The sequence below is a fragment of the Kineococcus aurantiacus genome (assembly GCF_013409345.1).
In the GTDB taxonomy this organism is placed as follows: Bacteria; Actinomycetota; Actinomycetes; order Actinomycetales; family Kineococcaceae; genus Kineococcus; species Kineococcus aurantiacus.
Map to the genome: position 1 here is coordinate 1,628,853 of NZ_JACCBB010000001.1, position 15,954 is coordinate 1,644,806.

Annotated in this window: 18 protein-coding genes; 1 reads left to right on the forward strand and 17 read right to left on the reverse strand. The window is 74.6% G+C overall.

Annotation, left to right across the window (positions count from 1 at the left end):
- Positions 1-12 precede the first annotated feature (12 nt).
- From BJ968_RS07790 to glmS, 3 genes are all read right to left on the reverse strand, one after another.
- On the reverse strand, positions 13-1,452 hold the full coding sequence (locus tag BJ968_RS07790) for an NAD(P)H-hydrate epimerase (RefSeq protein ID WP_179750686.1): 1,440 nt from the start codon (positions 1,450-1,452) through the stop codon (positions 13-15).
- A complete protein-coding gene (locus BJ968_RS07795) occupies positions 1,449-1,802 on the reverse strand; it encodes a holo-ACP synthase (protein ID WP_179750687.1) in 354 nt (117 codons plus the stop codon). Before BJ968_RS07795 ends, BJ968_RS07790 begins: the two co-directional genes overlap by 4 nt.
- A 75-nt stretch (positions 1,803-1,877) precedes the next feature.
- A complete protein-coding gene (gene glmS / locus BJ968_RS07800) occupies positions 1,878-3,770 on the reverse strand; it encodes a glutamine--fructose-6-phosphate transaminase (isomerizing) (RefSeq protein ID WP_179750688.1) in 1,893 nt (630 codons plus the stop codon).
- An 85-nt stretch (positions 3,771-3,855) separates the two neighbouring features.
- Between glmS and coaA the strand changes: the two genes are divergently transcribed.
- Positions 3,856-4,833, forward strand: a complete 978-nt coding sequence (gene coaA, locus BJ968_RS07805) for a type I pantothenate kinase (RefSeq protein ID WP_179750690.1) — start codon at positions 3,856-3,858, stop codon at positions 4,831-4,833.
- Here the strand turns inward: coaA and BJ968_RS07810 are convergent.
- The 14 genes from BJ968_RS07810 to map form a co-directional block, all read right to left on the reverse strand.
- On the reverse strand, positions 4,809-5,894 hold the full coding sequence (locus BJ968_RS07810) for a GNAT family N-acetyltransferase (RefSeq protein WP_179750692.1): 1,086 nt from the start codon (positions 5,892-5,894) through the stop codon (positions 4,809-4,811). The two genes, coaA and BJ968_RS07810, sit on opposite strands and share 25 nt — an antisense overlap.
- Before the next feature lie 25 nt (positions 5,895-5,919).
- On the reverse strand, positions 5,920-7,284 hold the full coding sequence (gene glmM / locus BJ968_RS07815) for a phosphoglucosamine mutase (protein WP_179750694.1): 1,365 nt from the start codon (positions 7,282-7,284) through the stop codon (positions 5,920-5,922).
- Between the two features lie 98 nt (positions 7,285-7,382).
- The gene (gene rpsI, locus BJ968_RS07820) at positions 7,383-7,883 is read right to left on the reverse strand and encodes a 30S ribosomal protein S9 (protein ID WP_425491481.1); all 501 of its coding nucleotides are present in this window, start codon (positions 7,881-7,883) and stop codon (positions 7,383-7,385) included.
- 38 nt (positions 7,884-7,921) lie between these two features.
- Complete coding sequence (gene rplM / locus BJ968_RS07825) at positions 7,922-8,365, reverse strand: 50S ribosomal protein L13 (RefSeq protein ID WP_179750696.1); 444 nt, start codon at positions 8,363-8,365, stop codon at positions 7,922-7,924.
- A 176-nt stretch (positions 8,366-8,541) separates the two neighbouring features.
- Positions 8,542-10,239 (reverse strand): ATP-binding cassette domain-containing protein, encoded by a 1,698-nt coding sequence (locus tag BJ968_RS07830; protein WP_179750698.1) that lies wholly within the window; start codon positions 10,237-10,239, stop codon positions 8,542-8,544.
- A 25-nt stretch (positions 10,240-10,264) separates the two neighbouring features.
- Positions 10,265-10,765, reverse strand: coding sequence for a histidine phosphatase family protein (locus BJ968_RS07835; protein WP_179750700.1), 501 nt, complete (start codon positions 10,763-10,765; stop codon positions 10,265-10,267).
- Positions 10,766-10,829: 64 nt separating this feature from the next.
- Positions 10,830-11,720 (reverse strand): tRNA pseudouridine synthase A, encoded by an 891-nt coding sequence (locus BJ968_RS07840; protein WP_179756388.1) that lies wholly within the window; start codon positions 11,718-11,720, stop codon positions 10,830-10,832.
- Positions 11,717-12,304 carry a 50S ribosomal protein L17 gene (rplQ, locus tag BJ968_RS26455; RefSeq protein WP_179750702.1) on the reverse strand — a complete coding sequence of 196 codons (588 nt, stop codon included), beginning with the start codon at positions 12,302-12,304 and terminating at the stop codon, positions 11,717-11,719. The genes BJ968_RS07840 and rplQ overlap by 4 nt, the downstream gene beginning before the upstream one ends.
- A gap of 60 nt (positions 12,305-12,364) precedes the next feature.
- Positions 12,365-13,378 (reverse strand): DNA-directed RNA polymerase subunit alpha, encoded by a 1,014-nt coding sequence (locus BJ968_RS07850; RefSeq protein WP_179750704.1) that lies wholly within the window; start codon positions 13,376-13,378, stop codon positions 12,365-12,367.
- Positions 13,379-13,521: 143 nt separating this feature from the next.
- Positions 13,522-13,929 carry a 30S ribosomal protein S11 gene (rpsK, locus tag BJ968_RS07855; protein ID WP_106209584.1) on the reverse strand — a complete coding sequence of 136 codons (408 nt, stop codon included), beginning with the start codon at positions 13,927-13,929 and terminating at the stop codon, positions 13,522-13,524.
- Between the two features lie 90 nt (positions 13,930-14,019).
- Positions 14,020-14,400, reverse strand: a complete 381-nt coding sequence (gene rpsM / locus BJ968_RS07860) for a 30S ribosomal protein S13 (RefSeq protein WP_179750706.1) — start codon at positions 14,398-14,400, stop codon at positions 14,020-14,022.
- Between the two features lie 160 nt (positions 14,401-14,560).
- Positions 14,561-14,674: a 50S ribosomal protein L36 gene (gene rpmJ / locus BJ968_RS07865; RefSeq protein WP_106209588.1), complete on the reverse strand. Its 114-nt coding sequence runs from the start codon at positions 14,672-14,674 to the stop codon at positions 14,561-14,563.
- Positions 14,675-14,735: 61 nt separating this feature from the next.
- Positions 14,736-14,957 (reverse strand): translation initiation factor IF-1, encoded by a 222-nt coding sequence (gene infA, locus BJ968_RS07870; protein ID WP_012084955.1) that lies wholly within the window; start codon positions 14,955-14,957, stop codon positions 14,736-14,738.
- Positions 14,958-15,136: 179 nt separating this feature from the next.
- The gene (gene map, locus BJ968_RS07875; RefSeq protein WP_179750708.1) at positions 15,137-15,949 is read right to left on the reverse strand and encodes a type I methionyl aminopeptidase; all 813 of its coding nucleotides are present in this window, start codon (positions 15,947-15,949) and stop codon (positions 15,137-15,139) included.
- Positions 15,950-15,954: the final 5 nt, after the last annotated feature.

The window sequence follows — 15,954 nt, forward strand, 5'->3', positions numbered from 1 at the left end:
CTCGCCCGGCCGTCAGGGGCGGCCGTCCCACCCGGGCAGGGAGGTGAGCGCGGCGGGGACGGCCTCGGCGACGTCGAGCGCGGCGATCGGGCCGCCGGCGCTGGCCAGGGTCGCGGCCCAGCCGTGCAGGACGGCGGCGTCGGCGGCCACGACGGCCGGGTCCTCGTCCGGGCGGGCGGCCAGGGCCGCGCCGAGGACGCCGGCGAGGACGTCGCCGGCCCCCGCGGTGGCGAGCCAGTCGGGGGCCGAGGCGGCCGTCAGCACCCGTCCCCCTCCCCCCACGACGGTGGTGACCGACCCCTTGAGCAGGACGGTGGCCCCGGTGCGCTCGTGGGCGCGGCGGGCGGCGGCCAGCGGGTCGGCCTCGACGGCGGCGCGCTCCACGCCGAGCAGCCGGGCCAGCTCCCCGGCGTGCGGGGTCAGGACGTGCTGCGGGCCGAGGGTGCCGGGCAGGGCGGCCAGGGCGCCGGCGTCGACGACGGCGGGTTCGCCGGAGGCCAGGGCCGCGCGGACGCGCTCCTGCTGCTCGGGGTCCTCGGGCGAGACGCCCGGGCCCAGGACCCACGCCTGGACGCGGCCGGGCCCGGCGACGACCTCGGGGCGGCGGTGCCGGACCAGTTCGGTGGGGTGCCCGGGACCGAGGTAGCGGACCATCCCGGCCCCGGCGCGGACGGCGGCCTCGACGGCCAGGACGGCCGCGCCGGTGTAGTCGGGACCGCCGGCGACGACGCCCACGACCCCGCGGGAGTACTTGTCGTCGGCCGGGCCGGGGCGGCGCCAGCGGCCGGCGACGTCGCGCGGCTCGACGCGCTCGACGGCCGGCGCGGGCAGGTCCGCCAGGCCGATGTCGGCCACGAGCAGCCGGCCGCAGAACCCGGCCGCGGGCGCGAGGAGGTGCGCGGGCCGGGCCGTGCCGAACGTCACGGTGAGGTCGGCGGCCAGGACCTCCCCCGTCACGGCGCCGGTGTCGGCGTCCAGGCCGGAGGGGACGTCGACGGCCACGACGACGGGCCCGTCGAGGGCGCTGAGGCCCTCGTGCGCCGGGCGCAGGCCGCCGCCCCCGCCGATGCCGACGATGCCGTCGAGGAGCAGGTCGGCCGCGGCGCAGGTGCTCTCGTCGCCCGCGCGCCAGGCGCGGGCCCGGACCCCGGCGCGGCGGGCCGTCGCCAGGGCCGGGGCGTGGGCGCGGTCGGCGGTCAGCAGCGCGGTGACGGCGACGCCCCGGCGGGCCAGGCGCGCGGCGGTGAGCAGGGCGTCGCCGCCGTTGTCGCCGGCCCCGGCGAGCACGACGGCGCGGCGGCCCGCGACGGCCCCGGTGCTCTCGCGCAGGACGTCGGCGCACACGACGTCGAGGGCGGCGGCGGCGCGGTCCATGAGCGTGCCCGCCGGCAGCGCTGCCAGCGCGGCCCGCTCGGCGGCGCGGACGTCCTCGACCCGGTGCGCGACGATCACTTCGACTCCGCGACCACCATGGCGGTGGCGATGCCGGCGTCGTGCGACAGCGACAGGTGGAACGTCGCCACGCCCATCCCCTCGGCGATCTCCTTCGCGCTGCCGCGCACGGCGATCTCCGGGCGGTGCCCGTCCTCGCGCTCGACGACGACGTCGCGCCAGACGAGCCCGACGGGCGCGCCCAGCGACTTCGCGACGGCCTCCTTGGCCGCGAACCGCGCGGCCAGCGACTCCGGTGGCAGACCGCGCTCGCCGTCGCCGAAGAGCCTCTCGAGCAGCAGCGGCGTGCGCTCGACCTGACGCTTGAAGCGGGCGACGTCGACGACGTCGATCCCGATCCCGATGATCATCCGTGCACCCTCCGCAGGCCCCCGCCGTCGAGCGTCACGGTGCCACGAGGGTCCGCGGCGCCCGACGGCGGGGGGTCACTCCACGGTGACGGACTTGGCCAGGTTGCGGGGCTGGTCGACGTCCAGGCCCTTGGCCGTGGCCAGTTCGCAGGCGAAGACCTGCAGGGGCACGACGGCCAGCAGCGGCGACAGCAGCGTGGAGGTCCGCGGGATGTGGATGACCACGTCGGCGTAGGGCTCGACCGCGGTGTCGCCCTGCTCGGCGATGACGAGGGTGCGGGCCCCGCGGGCGCGCACCTCCTGGATGTTGGAGACGACCTTGGAGTGCAGCGAGTCCCGCCCGCGGGGGCTGGGGACGACGACGAACACGGGCTGGCCGGGCTCGACGAGGGCGATCGGGCCGTGCTTGAGCTCCCCGGCGGCGAAGCCCTCCGCGTGGATGTACGCCAGCTCCTTGAGCTTCAGGGCCCCCTCCATGGCGACGGGGTACCCGACGTGGCGGCCCAGGAACAGCACCGAGCGGGTGTCGGCCATGTAGCGGGCGATCTCGCGGACCTGCTCCAGGCCGTCGAGGACCTGCCGGACCTGGCCGGGGACCTCGTGCAGCTGCGCGAGGACGTCGGCCACCTCGTCGGAGAACTTGTTGCCGCGCAGCTGGGCCAGGAACAGCCCGAGCAGGTAGCAGGCGGTGATCTGGGCGAGGAAGGCCTTGGTGGAGGCCACCGCGATCTCCGGGCCGGCGTGGGTGTACAGCACGGCGTCGGACTCGCGCGGGATCGTCGAGCCGTTGGTGTTGCAGATCGCCAGGACCTTCGCGCCCTGCTCGCGGGCGTGCCGCACGGCCATGATCGTGTCCATCGTCTCCCCCGACTGGGAGATCGCCACGACGAGCGTGCGGTCGGAGACGACGGGGTCGCGGTAGCGGAACTCGTGGGCCAGCTCGACCTCGACGGGGACCCGGCACCAGTGCTCGATGGCGTACTTGGCGACCTGGCCCGCGTACGCCGCGGTGCCGCAGGCCACCACGACGATCTTGTCGACGCTGCGCAGCTCGGCCTCGGGGATCTTCAGCTCGTCCAGCTGCAGCCGGCCGGTCGCGTCGACGCGCCCCAGCAGGGTGTCGGCGATGGCCTGCGGCTGGTCGTGGATCTCCTTGGCCATGAACGACGGGTACCCGCCCTTCTCGGCGGCCGCGGCGTCCCAGTCCACGTGGAACCGGCGGCCCTGGGCGGGGGTGCCGTCGAAACCGGTGACCACCACCGAGGTGGGGGTGATGGTCACGACCTGGTCCTGGCCCAGCTCCAGGGCCTCGCGGGTGGAGGCGATGAAGGCCGCCACGTCCGAGCCGAGGTAGTTGGCGCCCTCGCCCAGGCCGACGACCAGCGGGGAGTTGCGGCGCGCGCCGACGATGGTGTCCGGGACGTCGGCGTGCACGGCCAGCAGCGTGAACGCGCCCTCCAGGCGCAGGCAGACGGCGCGCATGGCCTCGGTGAGGTCCCCGCCCTGCTCGCCGTCGTAGGCGCGGGCCAGCAGGTGGGCGACGACCTCGGTGTCGGTCTCGCTGGTGAACTCCACCCCGGCCGCGGTCAGCTCGGCGCGCAGGGTCGCGAAGTTCTCGACGATGCCGTTGTGGATGACGGCGAGCTTGCCGCCGACCCCCACGTGCGGGTGCGCGTTGGCGTCGGTGGGGCCGCCGTGGGTGGCCCAGCGGGTGTGCCCGATGGCCGTGCCCGACTGCGGCAGCGGGTCGGTGCCCAGGACCTCGACGAGGTTGGCGAGCTTGCCGGCCTTCTTGCGGGTCTCGACCCCGCCGGCGCCGTCGCGGCCGGTGACCACGGCGATGCCCGCCGAGTCGTACCCCCGGTACTCCAGCCGCCGCAGGCCCTCCAGGACCACTTCGACGGCCCGGCCCCCGGCCTGGTCAGCGCCCTGCGGGGCGGCCCCCGCGTACCCGACGATTCCGCACATGGGGTCGAGCGTACGGTCCGCCGGGGCCGCTCCCCGTCACCTGCGCGCCGGGGCCACCCGCTGGGCACCCGGTAGCCTCTGGCCGGTGAGCACGGGCGCGACGACCACCTCCCCGACCGCGCCGGCGAGCTCCCCCTCCCCCTACGTGGTGCTCGACCGGTCCCACTGGAGCGCGCTGCGCGCCAGCACCCCCATGACGCTGACGGCCGAGGACGTGGCCCGGCTGCGCGGTCTGGGCGACCGGGTGGACCTGCGGGAGGTGGAGGAGGTCTACCTGCCGCTGTCCCGGCTGCTGACGCTGTACGACCGCTCGGCCGGTTCGCTGCACGCGGCGACCTCGACGTTCCTCGGGGAGCCGACCGAGCGCACGCCGTTCGTCATCGGCGTCGCCGGGTCGGTGGCCGTCGGCAAGTCCACGACGGCCCGCGTGCTGCGCGAGCTGCTCTCGCACTGGCCCGAGACCCCCCGCGTCGAGCTGGTGACGACCGACGGGTTCCTGCTGCCGAACGCCGAGCTGGAACGGCGCGGCATCATGCACCGCAAGGGCTTCCCCGAGAGCTACGACCGCCGCGCGCTGCTGCGGTTCGTCGCCGCCGTGAAGTCGGGGGCCCCCGAGGTCCGCGCACCGGTGTACTCGCACCTGGTGTACGACATCGTGCCGGACGAGGAGATCGTCGTGAACCGGCCCGACGTGCTCATCGTGGAGGGCCTGAACGTCCTGCAACCGGCCCGCGTGCGCGCCGACGGCACCCAGGGCGTCGCGGTCAGCGACTACTTCGACTTCTCCCTGTACGTCGACGCCCGCAGCGAGGACGTGCAGAACTGGTACGTCGACCGGTTCCTGGAGCTGCGCCGCACCGCGTTCTCCAAACCCCAGTCCTACTTCCACCGCTACGCCGCCCTCACCGACGACGAGGCCGTGGCCCGGGCCCGGCGCATCTGGGACGAGATCAACGGCCCGAACCTGGCGGAGAACGTGCTGCCGACGCGGGGCCGGGCGACGTGCGTCCTGCAGAAGGGCGCCGACCACTCGGTGCGTCAGGTGAGGCTGCGCAAGGTCTGACCGGACCCGCGGCCCGCCAGGGCCCGCCGGACGTCGGCCACGGGGGCCTCGAACTCCTCGACGAGTTCGTCCAGCACGAAACCGAGCGCCTCGTTGACCGCGACCATCGGGGTGTTCGACACGGCGTTCCACGTCGAGACCCGTTGCGCGCCCGGGCAGTCCGCGACGGCCCGGCGCAGGCACGCCAGCTTCAGGAGCATCCCCAGCCGGTGCCCGCGGTGCTCGCGCAGCACCAGGGTGTCCAGCTGGACGAGCCGTTCGGGCTCGTGGTCGGCCCGCACGAGCACCGTGAACCCGACGAGCTCCCCGGTCGGCGCCTGCGCGACGGCGACCCACTGGCGCCGGCCCTGGGCGGCGCGCTCGGCCTCGACCTCGCGCAGGCGGGCCCCGTCCCACACCTCCGGTTCGACGACGAGGTCACCCGCCGGGGCGTCGGTGCTCATGCGGGCCGTCAGCCCGGCCACGGCCTCCAGGTCGGCCTCGGGGACGGGGCCGGCGAAGGCCCGGACCCGGTACCCGGCCGCGTGCGGCCGGGCCGCGGCCTCCAGCGCGGCCAGCCGCTGCGCGGGCACGGGCAGCGGCAGCTGACGGCGCGCGGCGAGCTGCCCGCGGGTGAAGCCCCAGCGGCGCGCGGCGACCGAGCCGGGCCAGGTCGCCGCGTCGGCCCCGACGGGCCGGTCCACGCCGACCCGCACCGCCGTGCGGCCACCGGCCTCGGCGAGGTCGAGGACGTGGGCGAGCAGGGCCGCGCCGACGCCCCGGCGCCGGTGCCGCGCGCCGACGGCGAGGACCGCCTCGGCCACGTGCGCGTTGTCCTGCAGCCAGAACCGGACGTCGGCGACCCCCGCGGGCGTGCCGCCGTCGAGGGCCAGGACGAGGTGGACCCGTTCGGTGGTGCTGCCCCGCTCCAGCCCGGCGCGCAGCTCGCCCCGGCCCCAGGAGGCCGGGTCGGCGCGGCCGACGGCCTCGGCGTCGGCCAGGACGTCGTACCAGGTGTCGAACCACCGCCGCGCCCAGTCGGCGCGGTCGGGTGCGGCGTTGGTGGTGCCGGTGAACTCCACCGGACCAGTCAGGCAGAACCGCCCGTCACAGCGCCAGTCGTTTGCGGACGACCTCGGCCAGCCGGTCGGCCACGTCCTGGGCGTGCTCGGTGCGCGCGGCCTCGACCATGACCCGCACGAGCGGTTCGGTGCCGCTGGGCCGCAGCAGGACCCGGCCCGTCGAGCCCAGCTCCCGCTCGGCGTCGGCGACGGCCTCCAGGAGGTCCTCGTCGTGGCCGGCGCGGGACTTGTCGACGCCGCGGACGTTGACGAGGACCTGCGGGAGCCGGTCGACGACGCCGGCCAGGTCGGCCAGGCTGCGGCCGGTCTCGGCCATCCGCGCCAGCAGCTGCAGCCCGGTCAGGACGCCGTCACCGGTGGTGGCGTGCGCCGGCAGGACGACGTGGCCGCTCTGCTCACCGCCCAGGCTCCACCCGCCGGCGTTGAGGGCCTCCAGGACGTACCGGTCGCCCACGCCCGTCTCGACGACCGTCACCCCCTCGCGCTGCATGGCGAGCTTGAGCCCGAGGTTGCTCATGACGGTCGCCACGAGGGTGTCCTCGACGAGCTGGCCCCGGTCGCGCAGCGCCAGGGCGAGGACGGCCATGATCTGGTCGCCGTCGACGGTGTTCCCGGCGGCGTCCACCGCCAGGCACCGGTCGGCGTCGCCGTCGTGGGCGAGCCCGAGGTCCGCGCCGTGCGCGAGGACGGCCGCGCTGACCGGCCCGAGGTGGGTGGACCCGCACCCGTCGTTGATGTTCAGCCCGTCGGGGGCGGCGTGCAGGGCGGTCACGCGCGCCCCGGCCTCGCGCAGGACGCGCGGGGACACGGCGCTGGCGGCGCCGTTGGCGCAGTCGACGACGACGTGCAGCCCGGCCAGGGACCCCGGCCCGCCCGGCAGCGTCGACAGCAGGTGGTCGACGTAGGTGTCCTGGGCGTCCTGCTCCACGTCGGGACCGGCGTGCACGCGGCCGACGCCGGAGCCCGTGGGGCGGCGGGCGTCGTCGGAGCGGAAGGCGGCCTCGATGCGGTCCTCGACCTCGTCGGGCAGCTTCGTGCCGCCGCGGGCGAAGATCTTCAGCCCGTTGTCGGGCATGGCGTTGTGCGAGGCGGACAGCACGACGCCGAAGTCGGCGCCGGAGGTCTGCACCAGGTGCGCCAGCGCCGGGGTGGGCACGACCCCGACGTCGAGGACGTCGACCCCGGACCCGGCCAGGCCGGCGACGACGGCCGCGGAGAGGAACTCGCCCGAGGCGCGCGGGTCGCGCGCCACCAGGGCCCGCGGGTGCGCCGGGCCCCCCTCGTCCACGAGGACGGTGGCTGCCGCGGCGGCCAACCCCAACGCCATCCCGGCGGTCAGGTCGACGTTCGCCAGCCCCCGCACCCCGTCGGTCCCGAACAGCCGCCCCACCCTGCGTTCCTCCCCCACTCGGCCGAACCCGGCCCCAGACGGCACGACGGCCCCGGGAGACTCCCGGGGCCGTCGTGACGGTACTCGCGTGCGCTGGATCAGCGCTTGCTGAACTGCGGCGCCTTGCGGGCCTTCTTCAGACCGGCCTTCTTGCGCTCGATGACGCGCGCGTCGCGGGTCAGGAAGCCGGCCTTCTTCAGGGCCGGGCGGTTGGCCTCGAGGTCCACGGCGTTGAGCGCGCGGGCCACGCCCAGGCGCAGCGCACCGGCCTGGCCGGAGGAGCCACCACCGTGGATGCGGGCGATGACGTCGAACGACCCCTCGAGCGCGGTGACGCGGAACGGCTCGTTGACGAGCTGCTGGTGCACCTTGTTCGGGAAGTAGTCGTCCAGGTCGCGGCCGTTGATCTTCCACTGGCCGGTGCCGGGGACGATGCGGACGCGGGCGACGGCCTCCTTGCGGCGGCCGGTGGCCCCGCCGGGGGCGATGATGCTGTTGCCGCCGGTGGCCGGGGCGGACGATTCCGACGTGTAGGACCCGTCGAACTCGTCGGTCTCGGTGATGTCCTCGACGACGTCTTCAGTCGTGTACTCGCTCACGATGCTCCTCGTTCAGTTCGCCGTGTGGGTGCCGCGGCTCACTGCGCGACCTGGGTGATCGTGAAGGGCACGGGCTGCTGCGCCGCGTGCGGGTGCTCGGGGCCCGCGTAGACCTTGAGCTTGCTCAGGACCTGACGGCCGAGCGCGTTCTTCGGGATCATGCCGCGGATGGCCTTCTCGACGGCCTTCTCCGGGTTCTTGTCGAGCAGCTCGACGTAGCTGGTGGCCTTCAGGCCGCCCGGGTAGCCCGAGTGGCGGTAGGCGACCTTCTGCTCGCGCTTGGAGCCGGTCAGGGCCACCTTGGAGGCGTTGACGATGATGACGTAGTCGCCACCGTCGACGTGCGGGGCGAACGTCGCCTTGTGCTTGCCTCGCAGGAGGGTCGCGGCCTGGACGGCCAGACGGCCCAGAACGACGTCCTCCGCGTCGATGACGAGCCAGCGGCGGTCGATGTCGCCCGGCTTCGGGGTGAACGTGCGCACGGGGGTTGCCCATCTCCTCGAGACGAATTGCGGACTGGGCCCGCGCTCGGGTCCTCCGGCGCCGGGAGATCCCGGGACGCTGTCGGTAGGCACTGCGTGGGCACAACGACCCATGACGTTACCCGCCGTTCGCCGGATGGGTCAAAACGGCAGGTCGGCCGGGTGGGCCGGGCGCCTCAGCGCACCCGGTCTACCCGGCGGACCTCCCACACCGGCTCGGGGGTCTCCACGACGCGGCCGTCCTCCCCGAACAGCAGGAACCGGTCGAAGCCGCGGGCGAACCAGCGGTCGTGCGTCACCGCCACCACCGTCCCCTCGAAGGCCGCCAGGGCCTGCTCCAGCGCCTCGGCCGAGTGCAGGTCCAGGTTGTCGGTGGGCTCGTCCAGCAGCAGCAGCGTGGCCCCGGACAGCTCCAGCAGCAGGATCTGCAGCCGCGCCTGCTGACCGCCGGAGAGGTTCTCGAACAGCTGCTCGGCCGCCCCGGCCAGGCCGTACCGGTCCAGCGCCCGGCCCGCGGCCTCGCGGTCCAGGCCGTCGCGGTGGGAGTTGCCGCGGTGCAGGACGTCGAGCAGGGTGCGGCCCACCAGGGCCGGCTGCTCGTGGGTCTGGGCGAACCAGCCCGGCCGCACCCGGGCCCCCAGCCGGACCGAGCCGGTGTGCGGCACGGGGTCGGGGACGTGCTCGTCGACGGGCAGGTGCTCGCGGTCGGGGTCGGTGCCGCCCGCGGCCAGCAGCCGCAGGAAGTGCGACTTGCCGGACCCGTTGGCCCCCAGCACCGCCACCCGGTCGCCCAGCCACAGCTCGGCGTCGAACGGCTGCATGAGCCCGGTCAGCTCCAGGCCCTCCACGACGACGGCGCGCTTGCCCGTGCGGCCCCCGCGCAGCCGCATCCGCACGTCCTGGGCGGCCGGCGGGGCCTGCGGCGGGCCGGCCTCCTCGAACCGGGCCAGCCGGGTCTGGGCGGCCGCGTACCGCGAGGCCACCCCGTCGTTGAACTTCGACTTCTCCCGCAGGGTGACGACCAGGGTGCGCAGCTTGACGCGCTCCTCGTCCCAGCGGCGGCGCAGCTCCTCCAGCCGCTCCCCGCGGGCCGTGCGCGCCGCGCCGTAGTCGGCGAACGACCCGCCGTGGGTCCACGAGACCGCGCCCAGGGCACCCGGCTCCAGCGTCACGATGCGGTCGGCGGCGGCCGCGAGCAGCTCGCGGTCGTGGCTGACCAGCAGCACCGACTTGGGCGTGGCCCGCAGCTGCTCCTCCAGCCAGCGCTTGCCGGGCACGTCGAGGTAGTTGTCGGGCTCGTCGAGCAGCAGCACGCCCTCGGGACCGCGCAGCAGGGCCTCCAGGACCAGCCGCTTCTGCTCCCCGCCGGACAGGGTCCGCACCAGCCGGTTGCGGCACCGGTCGAAGGCGACGCCCAGGGCGGCGTGGGTGCACTCGTCCCAGACGACCTCCTGCTCGTAGCCGCCGGCGTCGCCGAAGTCGGCCAGGGCCTGGGCGTAGCGGAGCTGGCTGCGCTCGGTGTCCTGCTCGACCATGGCCGCCTCGGCCTCGTCCACGGCCGCGAAGGCCCGGCGCAGCGGCTCGGGGGCGACCGAGGCCAGCAGCTCCGCCACGGTCGTGCCGTCGCGCACCGACCCGACGAACTGGCGCATGACGCCCAGCCCGCCGCTGCGGGCGATCGTGCCCGCCTGGACCGGCTCGTCGCCGGCGACGAGCCGCAGCAGCGTCGTCTTGCCCGTGCCGTTGGGCCCGACCAGGGCCGTGGTGGACCCGTCCGCGACCCGGAAGGCGATGTCGTCCAGCAGGGGCCGCCCGTCGGGGAGCTCGTGGCTCAACCCCGAGACGTCGACGTGCCCACCCGTAGTTCCCGCCACGGGGGGCCAGTCTGCCCTGCCCCGGTCAGTCCTCGCCGCCGGTTTCCGCGCGGGCGGTGTGCACGACCCGCAGGCGGCAGCTGGTGGAGTCCGCGTCGGCCCACCCGCCCTCGACGTCGAGGACGGCGATCCCCGCGGTGCGCAGCTGGACGACCTCCCCCGTCAGCGACTCCACGAGGGCGCTGACGCCGGGGTTGTGCGCGACGAGGGCCACCGTGGCCTCGGCCCGCTCGGTGTCCAGACCGCGCACGACGCGCAGCAGGTCCCCCAGCGTGGCCTCGTAGAGGCGCTCCTCGTCGACGACCACCGGGGTCGCGCCCCAGCCGTCGAGCAGGCGGGCGGTGGTCTCCTCGGTGCGGCGGGCCGGGGAGGTCAGCAGCAGGTCGCAGCCGCCGACGCTGCCGCGCAGCCAGCGGCCGGCCTCGACGGCGTCGGCCTTGCCGCGGTCGGCGAGGGGACGGGCGATGTCCTGCAGTCCGACCGGCGACTCGGCCTTGGCGTGACGGACGACGACGAGCGTGGGCACGGTGGGAAAGCCTGCCCCACGCCCCCCGCGGGCGCCGAACCGCCCCTGCGCCGCACGGGTGGGGTCAGGGCAGGGTGCGCACGGCGCGGGCCTGCGCGGCGCGCGCGGCCAGGTCGGCGTCGGCGGGGTAGACGACCTCCTCCAGCGTCAGCCCCTGCGGCCCGACGACGGCGACGCCCGGGTCGCGCACGGCCGCGTCCTGCACGAGCCGCGGCCAGTCCACGTCGCGGCGGCCGTCGCCCACGGCGAGGACCGCCCCGACGAGGGCGCGGACCATCGAGTGGCAGAAGGCGTCGGCCTGGACGTCGGCGACCAGCAGCCCGTCGGGGGTGCGCGCCCACGAGTACGCCAGCAGGGTCCGCACGGTGGTGGCGCCCTCGCGGGGCTTGCAGAACGCGGCGAACTCCCGCAGGCCCACGAGGCTGCGGGCGGCGAGGTCCATGGCCGCCGCGTCCAGCGGCCGGCGGTGGTGCAGGACGTCGAAGCGGCGCAGCGGCGGCACCCCGGCGGGGTCGTCGCTGACCCGGTAGGCGTAGCGGCGGCGCAGGGCGCCGAACCGCGCGTCGAACCCCGGCGGCGCCGGGGCCGCGGCGTGGACGCGGACGTCGGACGGCAGGACGCCCCTCAGGCGCCGCACGAGGGCCTGTGCGGGGCTGCGACCCGACCGGCCGGGTACGAGCGCCCAGGCGGCCTGCGGGACGTCCACGTGGGCCACCTGGCCGCTGGCGTGCACCCCCGCGTCGGTGCGCCCGGCCACGGTCAGCCGCGGCGCGGGGTCCAGGCGCAGGACGCGCGCAAGGGCGCCGGTCAGCTCGCCCTGGACGGTGCGCAGCCCCGGCTGCTCGGCCCACCCCGCGAAGCCGGTGCCGTCGTAGCCGAGGTCGAGGCGGACGCGGACGAGCCCGCCCTCCCCGGGGGGGAGGACGGGCTCGTCGTCGGGACGGGAGGCGCTCAGGCCTGGTCCTTCTTCTCGTCCGAGGGGTCGGCCTCGGCGGCGTCGAGCTCGACGCCCTCGTCGGCGGTCGCCGGGGCGTCCGCGTCGGGGAGGGTGTCGGGCTGCGCGACGGTGCCGGGCTCGACCTCGGTCGCCTCGGCGCCGGTGGCGGCCGGGGTCTCCTCGGCCGGCGCGGTCGCGGCGGCGACCTGCTCGGCCTCGCGGACGACGCCCTGCTTGGCGCTGACCGGCTCCATGACGAGCTGGATCACGGCCATGGGGGCGTTGTCGCCCTTGCGGGGACCGATCTTCACGATGCGCGTGTAGCCACCGTTGCGCTCGGCCATCGCGGGGGCGATCTCGGTGAAGAGGAAGTGCACGACGGACTTGTCGCGCACGGTCTTCATGACCTGGCGGCGGGACGCCAGGTCACCCTTCTTGGCGAAGGAGATGAGCTTCTCCGCGTGGGGGCGCAGGCGCTTGGCCTTGGCCTCCGTCGTGGTGATGCTGCGGTGCTCGAAGAGCTGCGTCGCCAGGTTGGCGAGGATGAGCTTCTCGTGGGCCGGCCCGCCGCCGAGCCGCGGACCCTTGGTGGGGGTGGGCATTGTGTTGTCTCCTCGGATGTGCCCCTGCCCCGCGTCAGCGGGAGCGGGAGCTGCGGGTGGTCAGAGCTGCTCGTCCTCGGCGAACGACTGGTCGTCGTCCTCGAAGTCGTTGACGACGGCGCTCGGGTCGAACCCGGGCGGGGAGTCCTTGAGGTGCAGGCCCATGCCGACCAGCTTGGCCTTGACCTCGTCGATGGACTTCTGCCCGAAGTTGCGGATGTCGAGCAGGTCGGCCTCGCTGCGCGAGACCAGTTCGCCGACGGAGTGGATGCCCTCGCGCTTGAGGCAGTTGTAGGAGCGGACCGTCAGGTCCAGCGCCTCGATCTCCAGCGCGAGGTCGGCCGCCAGCGCGGCGTCGGTCGGCGAGGGGCCCATGTCGATGCCCTCGGCCTCGACGTTGAGCTCACGCGCCAGGCCGAACAGCTCGACCAGCGTCTTGCCGGCGGAGGCGACGGCGTCGCGGGGGGTGATGGCGTGCTTGGTCTCGACGTCCACGACGAGGCGGTCGAAGTCCGTCCGCTGCTCGACGCGGGTCGCCTCGACCTTGTACGTCACCTTCAGGACCGGGGAGTAGATCGAGTCGACCGGGATGCGGCCGATCTCCTGCTCACCGGACTTGTTCTGGGCCGCCGAGACGTAGCCGCGGCCGCGCTCGACCGTCAGCTCCAGTTCGAGCTTGCCCTTGCCGTTGAGGGTCGCGATGTGCAGGTCGGGGTTGTGGACCTCGACCCCCGCGGGCGGGGCGATGTCGGCCGCGGTGACCGCGCCCGGGCCCTGCTTGCGCAGGTACATCACGACGGGCTCGTCGTGCTCGGAGGAGACGACGAGGTTCTTGATGTTGAGGACGATCTCGGTGACGTCCTCCTTCACCCCCGGCACGGAGGTGAACTCGTGCAGCACGCCGTCGATCCGCAGGCTGGTCACGGCCGCGCCCGGGATGGACGACAGCAGGGTCCGGCGCAGCGAGTTGCCGAGCGTGTACCCGAAGCCGGGCTCGAGGGGTTCGATGACGAAGCGCGAGCGGTACTCGTCGACGACGTCCTCAGTGAGGGTGGGGCGCTGTGCGATCAGCACGGAGGTTTCCTTCCCGCGGGCGTCCGCCATATGACGCCCCGCACGCCCGTCAGCATCGGTCCACCGACGGGGTCTGACTCGATCAGAGAACTGGTCCGATCAGGTGCGTCCCGGGGCCGCGGGGCCCCGGGACGGCACCTTCGTCAGACGCGCCGGCGCTTGGGCGGCCGGCAGCCGTTGTGCGGGCTGGGGGTGACGTCCTGGATCGCGCCGACCTCGAGGCCGGTGGCCTGCAGCGAGCGGATCGCGGTCTCGCGGCCCGAACCCGGGCCCTTGACGAAGACGTCGACCTTGCGCATGCCGTGCTCCTGCGCACGACGGGCGGCCGCCTCGGCGGCCATCTGCGCGGCGAACGGGGTCGACTTGCGGGACCCCTTGAAGCCGACCTGACCGGCCGAGGCCCACGCGATGACCGCGCCGGTCGGGTCGGTGATCGAGACGATCGTGTTGTTGAACGTCGACTTGATGTGCGCGTGACCGTGCGCGACGTTCTTCTTCTCCTTGCGACGCGGCTTGCGCGTCGCCGTGGCCTGACGGCTCTTGGGAGGCATGCTCTCCGGACTCCTGGTGTACTGCGACGAGTGGCTTCGAGGGCGAACCGGTGGGTTCGCGAGGCGGCCCGCAGGCGGACCGCGCACTGCTTACTTGCGACCGGCCTTCTTCTTGCCGGCCACGGTGCGCTTCGGGCCCTTGCGCGTGCGCGCGTTGGTCTTGGTGCGCTGCCCGCGGACGGGCAGGCCGCGGCGGTGCCGCAGACCCTGGTAGGTGCCGATCTCGACCTTGCGGCGGATGTCGGCGGCCACCTCGCGCCGGAGGTCGCCCTCGACGCGGTAGTTGCCCTCGATGTGGTCGCGCAGGGCGACCAGGTCGTCCTCGGAGAGGTCGCGGACGCGCAGGTCCGGGCTCACGCCCGTCGCGGCCAGGGTCTCCTGGGCGCGGGTGCGACCGACGCCGTAGATGTACGTGAGCGCGATCTCCAGCCGCTTCTCGCGGGGGAGGTCGACGCCGACGAGACGTGCCATGCGGGGTGGTCCCTCTTCTGTCGCGGAGGTCTGCCGCAGGACCTGCCCCGCCGTCTCGAGCGGGTCCCCGGCCTCCGACCGGGGGTGTCACCAGCTGCGCTGGCGGGTCCTGCGAATGGGTGGTGCGTCGTGCGGTGGAGCTGCGGGGTGGACCCCTGCGTCAGCCCTGGCGCTGCTTGTGGCGCAGGTTGTCGCAGATGATCATGACGCGCCCGTGACGGCGGATCACCTTGCACTTGTCGCAGATCTTCTTGACGCTCGGCTTGACCTTCATCGTGTCTCCGGTCGTGCTGTACCCGCCCCGGGCTCGGGACGGGCCGGCGGCCAGTGGGTGGTCACTTGTAGCGGTAGACGATGCGCCCGCGGGACAGGTCGTAGGGGCTGAGTTCGACCACGACCCGGTCCTCGGGGAGGATGCGGATGTAGTGCTGCCGCATCTTCCCGGAGATGTGGGCGAGCACCTTGTGGCCGTTGCTCAGCTCGACGCGGAACATCGCGTTGGGCAGGGCTTCGATCACGGTGCCTTCGATCTCGATGACGCCGTCCTTCTTCGGCATGTCCTCCGCTTTTCATCAAGTGTCGGTTGAGGTCCACCGCTGCCGCCGGAAGTCCCGACGGCAGGCATGGCGGACCGACGGTCAAGCTTACGCGACGGCGCGCCCAGGGCGAAATCGAGTGATCATGCCCGTGGACCGGGTTGCGGTGCAGGCGAAGACGCGCTCGCACCGCGGCGGGACTACTCGGCGGGGACCTTCACGCCGAACGCCGCGAGCTCGGCCGCTCCCCCGTCGGGGGCCGTGAGGACCCACAGCCCCTCGTCGAGGACGGCCACGGTGTGCTCCCAGTGCGCGGCCCGGGTGCCGTCGGAGGTCACCACGGTCCACTCGTCGGCCAGCACGTCGGTCTCGACGCCCCCGCGGGTGCACATGGGCTCGATGGCCAGCACGAGCCCCGGCTTGACCTTCGGGCCCTTCTCGCGGACGCGGTAGTTGAGCACCTCGGGCGCCATGTGCATGGCGGTGCCGATGCCGTGCCCGGTGTAGCCGTCGACGATGCCGAGCCGGCCGTCCACGGCGTCCTCCACGGCCGCCCCGACATCGCCGACGCGGCCGCGGGCGTCCAGCGCCGCGATCCCCGCCCACATCGCCCGGCGGGTGATCTCCACCAGCTCGACGTCCCCGGCGTCGCGGGGCTCCCCCACGATCTCGGTGAACGCCGAGTCGCCGTGCCAGCCGTCCACGACGCAGCCGCCGTCGACGGAGACGACGTCGCCCTCCTCCAGCACCCGGTCGCCCGGGATGCCGTGGACGACGACCTCGTTGACGGAGATGCAGAACGTCTTGGGGTAGCCGTGGTAGCCGAGGAAGTTGGAGGTGCCGCCCCCGGCGCGGATGACCTCCGCGCCGACGGCATCGAGCTCGGCCAGGGTGGTGCCCGGCCGCAGGGCCGCGCGCACGCTCTGCAGGGCCGCGTGCGTCAGCAGCCCGGCCGCGCGCATCGCCTGGACCTGCTCGGGGGTCTTGTACTCGACCCGTTCGCGTCCGAACACGTCAG

Excerpts from the sequence above, each read along its gene's own strand:
- rplQ (WP_179750702.1), bottom strand. The coding sequence starts at position 12,304 with ATGCCCACCCCCACCAAGGGTCCGCGGCTCGGCGGCGGGCCGGCCCAC.
- infA (WP_012084955.1), bottom strand. The coding sequence starts at position 14,957 with ATGCCGAAGAAGGACGGCGTCATCGAGATCGAAGGCACCGTGATCGAA.
- BJ968_RS07795 (WP_179750687.1), bottom strand. The coding sequence starts at position 1,802 with ATGATCATCGGGATCGGGATCGACGTCGTCGACGTCGCCCGCTTCAAG.
- glmS (WP_179750688.1), bottom strand. The coding sequence starts at position 3,770 with ATGTGCGGAATCGTCGGGTACGCGGGGGCCGCCCCGCAGGGCGCTGAC.
- rpmJ (WP_106209588.1), bottom strand. The coding sequence starts at position 14,674 with ATGAAGGTCAAGCCGAGCGTCAAGAAGATCTGCGACAAGTGCAAGGTG.
- rpsM (WP_179750706.1), bottom strand. The coding sequence starts at position 14,400 with ATGGCACGTCTCGTCGGCGTCGACCTCCCCCGCGAGAAGCGGCTGGAG.
- rpsK (WP_106209584.1), bottom strand. The coding sequence starts at position 13,929 with ATGCCTCCCAAGAGCCGTCAGGCCACGGCGACGCGCAAGCCGCGTCGC.